This is a genomic window from Nocardia sp. NPDC060220 (assembly GCF_042727815.1).
Taxonomy (GTDB): domain Bacteria; phylum Actinomycetota; class Actinomycetes; order Mycobacteriales; family Mycobacteriaceae; genus Nocardia.
This window is the reverse complement of sequence record NZ_JBHWZY010000367.1, coordinates 1-6510: the sequence shown is the minus strand read 5'-3', so window position 1 is coordinate 6510 and position 6510 is coordinate 1. Positions and strand designations below refer to the sequence as shown.

At 69.4% G+C, this 6510-nt stretch carries 8 protein-coding genes; 5 read left to right on the top strand and 3 right to left on the bottom strand.

Annotated elements, in window-relative coordinates:
• A partial coding sequence (locus tag ACFWF3_RS19635) for a M23 family metallopeptidase (protein ID WP_379314753.1) occupies positions 1 to 415 on the top strand: 415 nt, incomplete at its 5' end.
• A 6-nt stretch (positions 416 to 421) separates the two neighbouring features.
• Here ACFWF3_RS19635 and ACFWF3_RS19630 read toward each other — a convergent pair.
• Positions 422 to 1324, bottom strand: coding sequence for a LysR family transcriptional regulator (locus tag ACFWF3_RS19630; RefSeq protein ID WP_379314752.1), 903 nt, complete (start codon positions 1322 to 1324; stop codon positions 422 to 424).
• A 90-nt stretch (positions 1325 to 1414) separates the two neighbouring features.
• Between ACFWF3_RS19630 and mqo the strand changes: the two genes are divergently transcribed.
• A complete protein-coding gene (gene mqo, locus ACFWF3_RS19625; protein WP_379314751.1) occupies positions 1415 to 2857 on the top strand; it encodes a malate dehydrogenase (quinone) in 1443 nt (480 codons plus the stop codon).
• Between the two features lie 51 nt (positions 2858 to 2908).
• On the opposite strand, the gene ACFWF3_RS19620 is transcribed toward mqo, so the two are convergent.
• Positions 2909 to 3511 (bottom strand): TetR/AcrR family transcriptional regulator, encoded by a 603-nt coding sequence (locus ACFWF3_RS19620; protein WP_379314750.1) that lies wholly within the window; start codon positions 3509 to 3511, stop codon positions 2909 to 2911.
• A gap of 113 nt (positions 3512 to 3624) precedes the next feature.
• Between ACFWF3_RS19620 and ACFWF3_RS19615 the strand changes: the two genes are divergently transcribed.
• Positions 3625 to 4476 carry an SDR family oxidoreductase gene (locus ACFWF3_RS19615; RefSeq protein WP_379314749.1) on the top strand — a complete coding sequence of 284 codons (852 nt, stop codon included), beginning with the start codon at positions 3625 to 3627 and terminating at the stop codon, positions 4474 to 4476.
• A 104-nt stretch (positions 4477 to 4580) separates the two neighbouring features.
• Positions 4581 to 5591, top strand: a complete 1011-nt coding sequence (locus ACFWF3_RS19610) for a hypothetical protein (protein ID WP_379314748.1) — start codon at positions 4581 to 4583, stop codon at positions 5589 to 5591.
• Between the two features lie 73 nt (positions 5592 to 5664).
• Here the strand turns inward: ACFWF3_RS19610 and ACFWF3_RS19605 are convergent, their stop codons facing one another.
• Complete coding sequence (locus ACFWF3_RS19605) at positions 5665 to 5991, bottom strand: hypothetical protein (protein ID WP_378627566.1); 327 nt, start codon at positions 5989 to 5991, stop codon at positions 5665 to 5667.
• Between the two features lie 206 nt (positions 5992 to 6197).
• On the opposite strand from ACFWF3_RS19605, the gene ACFWF3_RS19600 reads away from it, so the two are divergent.
• On the top strand, positions 6198 to 6510 hold a 313-nt coding region (locus tag ACFWF3_RS19600), incomplete at its 3' end, for an RNA polymerase-binding protein RbpA (RefSeq protein WP_379314747.1).

The following is a 6510-nucleotide window of genomic DNA, read 5'->3' as shown; positions in this document are numbered from 1 at the left end:
CCCGCAGACCGTTCGCCCGGTCAGCGGCAGGCTGACCTCCTACTACGGCGCCCGCTGGGGCACCGCGCACAACGGCATCGACTTCGGTGACCCGATCGGCGCGCCGATCTTCGCCGTCACCGACGGTACCGTGATCGAGGCCGGTCCGGCGTCAGGCTTCGGCCTGTGGGTCCGCGTCCAGCAGGATGACGGCACCATCGGTGTGTTCGGCCACGTGAACGACATCCTGGTCGAGGTCGGTCAGCACGTCAACGCCGGTGACACCATCGCCACCGTCGGTAACCGTGGCAACTCGACCGGCCCCCACCTGCACTACGAGGTGCATGTGCCCGACGGCTCGCTCTACGGCGCCCCGATCGACCCGCACCCGTGGCTCGCCGCGCGTGGCGTCGATGCCGGCGTCGCCCAGGACTGATACCGCTCACCCACTGATCGCCGCCCGGCGCGCGATCAGGAATTCCCGAAGCCGCGCGACCGCGAGCGTCGAGTCATGGTCTCCCGAGACCAGGCCGACCTCGCGGTCGCGTTCGCCATCGATGGGTATCACCGCCAGGTCGGGGTTCGCGACCTCGGCGGCGGGCAGTAGCGCGACGCCCTGTCCGAGTGCGACCAGTGCGCGCAGGGTTTCGAACTCGGTGATCTCGAAGACCACTCGCGGTGTGAAACCCGCTGCGGCACACCAGCTGTCGAGCAGGGTGCGCAGCTGGTAGCTGGGCGGGTTCGCGATGAACGCCTCATCGGCCAGTTCGGCGAGGTCGACGCGGGCGCGCCGGGCCAGCGGATGCGTGCGCGACACGTGCAGGTCGATGCGCTGACGGCCGAGATCGACGGTCGGCAGGTCGGCCGGGGGCGGGATCATCACCGCGAGGTCGAGCCTGCCCTCGCGCACCTGCTCGGCCAGCGCCTCGCCGTGCGCCTGCACCAGATGCAACCGGATCCGAGGCGCGCGGGTGTGGAACTGCGCGAGCAACGACGGAATGCTGACCGGGCCGAGCGTGAGCGGGAATCCGAACCGCACCAGCCCGCTGTCGGGGTCGGCGTCGGCGCGCACCTGCCGCACCGCGTCGTCGAGTGCGCGCACCAGTCCCCGGGTGTGTGCGTAGAGATCACGCCCCTGCGGGGTGAGGGTGACCCCGCGCCCGACCGGCTGGAACAACGCCACGCCGAGGAGCTGCTCCATCGTTCTGATCCGGCGGCTGAGCGAGGACTGCGGCACGCCGAGTCGCTGGGCCGCGCGCGTGAAGTGGCCTTCTTCGGCCGCCGCGTCGAAGGCGGTCAGCAGCGGAGCCAGTGCCTGCGCTCCCGCCTCCGCTGAATCATCCATATCCGGATCATATCCTCGGCGATTCCGTATTGGACGGATCGCTGTTTCCGGCGTGACGATGGCGGTACACAGCTCACGGGAGGTTCGACCATGAACGACACCACACCCACACGGCCCAGCACCGGCAGCGGCGACGACATTCTCGACGCGGTACTCATCGGCGGCGGCATCATGTCGGCCACGCTCGGCGCCCTGCTGAGCACCCTCGCGCCCGACTGGTCGATCGCGCTGTTCGAACGGCTCGGCGAACCGGCGGCCGAGAGCAGCCATCCGTGGAACAACGCGGGCACCGGGCACTCCGGGTTGTGCGAGCTCAACTACATGCCCGACGCGGGCGACGGCGCCAAGGCGGCCGGGATCGCCGATCAGTTCGCGCTCTCGCGCCGGTTCTGGTCGGCGCTGGCCCACCGTGGTGAGCTCGCGCCCGACACGTTCCTCACCTCGACACCGCATGTCACGGCGGTCTTCGGCGAGCGAGACATCGCCTACCTGCGCCAGCGGTACGCCACGCTGCGCACGCTGCCCGCGTTCGCGGAGATGGAGTACACCGAGGATCGTGCGGTGATCGCCGACTGGGCGCCGCTGCTCGTGCGCGGCCGGGCCGACGGCGAGGCGATGGCCGCCACCCGGCACACCGCGGGCACCGATGTCGACTTCGGGGCGCTGACCAGGTCGTTGTTGTCGACGATGAGCGCGGCGGGCAACGCGGTCCGGATGCATCGTGAGATCACCGGGCTCACCCGCAGCGCTGACGGGCTGTGGACCGTGCGCGGCCGCGATCTCGACAGTGGGCGGCGGTTCCAGGTCAGGGCGCGGTTCGTGTTCGTCGGTGCGGGCGGGTACGCGTTGCGGCTGTTGCAGCGGGCCGGTCTCCCCGAGGTGCGCGGATACGGGGTGTTCCCACTGGGCGCGCAGTTCCTGCGCACCGACAACCCCGAGGTCGTCGCCGAGCATCACGCCAAGGTCTACAGTCAGGCCGCGCTGGGCGCACCGCCGATGTCGGTCCCGCATCTGGATCGCCGCGAGGTCGACGGCACCGGCGCGCTGCTGTTCGGCCCCTACGCCACCTTCAGCACCCGCCTGTTGCGCCACGGCAAGCTCACCGATCTGTTCACCACGCTGCGCCCGCACAATATCGTCCCGCTGGTCGCGGTCGGTCTGCGGAATTTCGATCTGGTCCGCTACCTCGTCACCGAGCTACTGGCCTCACCCCGACGCAAGTTCGCCCAGCTGCAACGCTTCTACCCCACCGCCGACCCCGCTGATTGGACCCTGGTCCAAGCCGGGCAACGCGCCCAGCTGGTCAAACCCGATCGCGAGCGCGGCGGCGTCCTCGAATTCGGCACCGAACTGGTCACCGGCGCGGACGGCACCATCGCCGGCCTTCTCGGCGCCTCCCCCGGTGCCTCCATCGCACCGTCGATCATGAGCGACCTGCTCGAGCGCTGCTTCCCCGAACGCCGATACGAGTGGGCCACACTGCTCGCCGAATTGCTGCCGCCTGCCCGATCGACCACCGACGTCACCTCGTAGAACACCTGTCGGACAAGCACATCCGCACCCCGGCCGGGGTGCGGATTGCGTTCACCGCGGGGCGGTGACGAGTGCGCCGATCAGGCGGTGGCTGCGGGCCGACATCTGGGCGGCGGTCTGGTCGGGATGACGCAACCACCACAGGACCAGCGAGGTCACCGCGCCCATCCAGACGTCGGTCAGCGCCGAGAGGTCGGTGGGGTCGGTGAGCTCGACAGCGCCGATGGCATCGGCGACACCGCGCGCTGCCTGGGCGGCGATGCGGCGGCGGGCGGCGCGGACGGCGTCGGCGGCGGGGCCGTCGTCGGGGTGGGAGCGGTCGAAGAGCACGGTCCAGTCGTGTGGGCGCGGTTCCAGCGCGACGAAGATCGCGTCGAGCGTCCGTTCCGCCTTGCTGAGACCGCCGGCCCCGGCGATAGCGGATTCGATCGCGTCGAACAGGACGGTGGCCGCCCGGTCCACGCAGGTGATGTAGAGCCCGTCCTTGGACTGGAAGTAGGTGTAGACCAGCGGCTTGGACACGCCCGCGCGCTGCGCGACATCGGCCAGGGACAGCCCCGCGTAACCCACACGACCGATTTCGGCGACGGCGGCGTCGAGGATCTGCTGTTCGCGCTCGGGGCGGGGGACACCTTTGGTACCGGCTGTGCTCACCGTTCCATCCAACCATCGACCTCCGTGCCGGTTGACACCCAATTGGTCCCTTTGTAATTTACTATTAAGTAAATTACCTGTTCGCCCCGCTGTACGCCTCGACAGGAGTCCCCGTGTTCGCCGAAGTCGCACAATCGGTACTGCTCAACCCGCCCGCACTCCCCCGCGTGCTCGCGCGGCTGGTCCGTGGTGAGCAGCACGAGATCGCCGGGAAGACGGTCGTGCTGACGGGCGCCTCGTCGGGCGTCGGCAAAGCCGCGGCACACGCGCTCGGCCGGGAAGGGGCGCGGGTGGTGCTCGTCGCCAGGAATGCCGAGCCGCTGGCCGAGGTGCGCGACGCGGTTCGCGCCGAGGGCGGGGATGCCGAGATGATCACCTGCGACCTCGCCGACGCCGAGCAGACCGACGCGCTGGCGAAGACCCTGCTCGAGCAGTTCGGGACGGTCGACGTGCTGGTGAACAACGCGGGCCGTTCGATCCGCCGCGGCGCCGCCGACACCACCGACCGGTTCCACGACTACGAACGCACCATGGCGCTGAACTACTTCGGAGCGACCCGGCTCACGATGGGGCTGCTGCCGTCGATGCTCGACGCGGGCACCGGCCACGTCGTCAATGTGGCGACCTGGGGTGTGGCCGCGGGATCGATGCCGCTGTTCACCGCTTACCACGCGTCGAAGGCGGCGCTCGGCGCGTTCGGGCGCAGTCTCGGCGCGGAGACCCGGCGCCGTGGCGTGCACGTCACCACCATCGGCTATCCGCTGGTGCGCACCGAGATGATCGCGCCCACCGGCAAGTACGCCGACGCGGCGGCACTGTCGGCCGAGGAAGCCGCCGACTGGATCACCACCGCGATCCGGACCCGCCCGGTCGAGCTGTACCCGACCTACACTCGCGTACTCCAGGCCCTCGCACTCGTCTCACCCCGCGCGGTCGACGCCGCGATCTGGCGCATGGGAATCTGAGACAACCCCTAGAACTCGCGTAGCCCGACCCGTACCCGGGTATCGGAGCCGAACCGTTCCACAGCGGGACGTGGTGTGGCGCACCGGATTTCTACCTTCGGTACATGGCGACGATCGACCTCACCCACACGCTGTCCCGCATCACGTCCCCCACCGCGCGCGACGGCACCGACCGCGCCCCCTGGCACGGCCCGCTGCTGGTGAATTCCGCGCTCATGACCACACTGGTGGTGGTGTCGATGGTCGGGATGGTGGTCGACGACCGACTGTTGCTCGGCGAGTCGGTGTGGCTCAAACCGGCCAAGTTCGGCCTCGCCTTCGCCCTCTACGGCGTGACCCTGGCCTGGATACTGCGGCTGCCGCATCGCGGACGGCGTGCCACCTGGTGGCTGGGCACTGTCTTCGCGATCACCGGTGTCGCCGATGTGGGATTCATCGCGGTCCAGGCGGCGCGCGGGACGTTCAGCCACTTCAACGACGCCACCGACCCGGTCAACGAGATCGGGCAGCAGGTGTTCGCGTCCGGCGTGCCCGGGTTGTTCCTCGCGAATCTCGTCCTGGCGGTGATCATCTCCTGGCAGAAACTGGCCGACCGGCCGACCAGGATCGCGTTGAAGGCCGGGCTGTGGCTGGCGGTGACCGGGATGGCGCTCGGGTATCTGATGGGTTTCACCGGGCCGCAGCTCGTCCGCACGGCCGACGGCACCGTCGTGGGGTTGATGGCCGGGCACACAGTGCGGCCCGGCGATACAGCACGTGACGCTGCCGCGGGCATGCCGATCACCCACTGGAGCACCATCGGCGGCGACCTGCGCATCCCGCACTTCGTCGGGCTGCACGGCATCCAGGTGCTGCTGCTGATCGCCTTCGCCCTGGTAGCACTCGCGCCTCGCTACCGCTGGTTGCGCACCGAAACGACCCGTGCGGCGCTGCTCGTGGTCGCCGTCCTCGGCTACTTCGGACTGCTCACGCTGGTGGTCTGGCAGGCGCTGCGCGGACAGTCGCTCACCAGTCCCGACCTCGCGACAGCCGGTGCCGCCGCGGCCCTCGCGCTGTTCGTCGCGGGGGGCGTCACCGCCGTGTACCTGCGTGCCCGGGAGTCACTGTCGAGCTAGCGCGGTAGTCGCCCATCGGTGCCGCTGCGTGTACCCCATCGGCTTACGATGGGGTACACGGGTTTTCGCATCGTCAGCGGAGTCGTTCCGCTTCCCGGGCCAGCTGCAGCAACGTCGCACTCAGCTCTGCCAGCTCCGCCGGCGAAGCTCCCTCCCCCACGGCCGTCGCCACGTCCTCGGCCGCACACCGCGCGGCGAACCACCGATCGGCGAGATCGGCGGCCTCCTGCGCGGTCAGCACCACCGCGTCCTCGGGAATTCCGGTCCCCTTGAGGCTGCTCCGGTGCTCATAGGCACGTTGGCGACACGACTGGCGGCAATAGCGGCGACGCCGACCCGACTCCGAATCCACGATCTCCCGCCCGCACCACAGGCAGGACAGCAGGCGACTGCGCGACATGATCGGAAACCCTATCGGCCCGCGACACACTTCGCCGGTTCAGGTCTCGCTGAGCGGGCACCCTCCCGATACCGACCCACCGTCGACGCCGATTCGGGGGTCGCTCGGCTGATGTGGCCGGGCGACTACAATGGAACAGTTCAGACTTCCCGTGCGTTGAGGTAGTACGAGTTGCGGCACCAGCCGCCGAAATTACAGGAGCACACATGGCAGATCGCGTACTCCGGGGCAGCCGGCTCGGAGCGGTGAGCTACGAGACCGATCGCGACCACGACCTGGCCCCGCGCCGGATCGCCCGCTACCGCACCGACAACGGTGAGGAATTCGACGTCCCGTTCGCCGACGACGCGGAGATCCCGCCCACCTGGCTGTGCCGCAACGGCCAGGAGGGTCAGCTCATGGAGGGCACCTCCGTGGAGACCAAGAAGGTCAAGCCGCCGCGCACCCACTGGGACATGCTGCTGGAACGTCGCAGCAAGGAGGAGCTCGAGGAGCTGCTCAAGGAGTCCTCATCATGGG

Bases quoted from the DNA above. Each gene is read 5' to 3' on its own strand.
- ACFWF3_RS19605 (WP_378627566.1), bottom strand. From the start codon at position 5,991: ATGTCGCGCAGTCGCCTGCTGTCCTGCCTGTGGTGCGGGCGGGAGATC.
- ACFWF3_RS19630 (WP_379314752.1), bottom strand. From the start codon at position 1,324: ATGGATGATTCAGCGGAGGCGGGAGCGCAGGCACTGGCTCCGCTGCTG.
- mqo (WP_379314751.1), top strand. From the start codon at position 1,415: ATGAACGACACCACACCCACACGGCCCAGCACCGGCAGCGGCGACGAC.
- ACFWF3_RS19610 (WP_379314748.1), top strand. From the start codon at position 4,581: ATGGCGACGATCGACCTCACCCACACGCTGTCCCGCATCACGTCCCCC.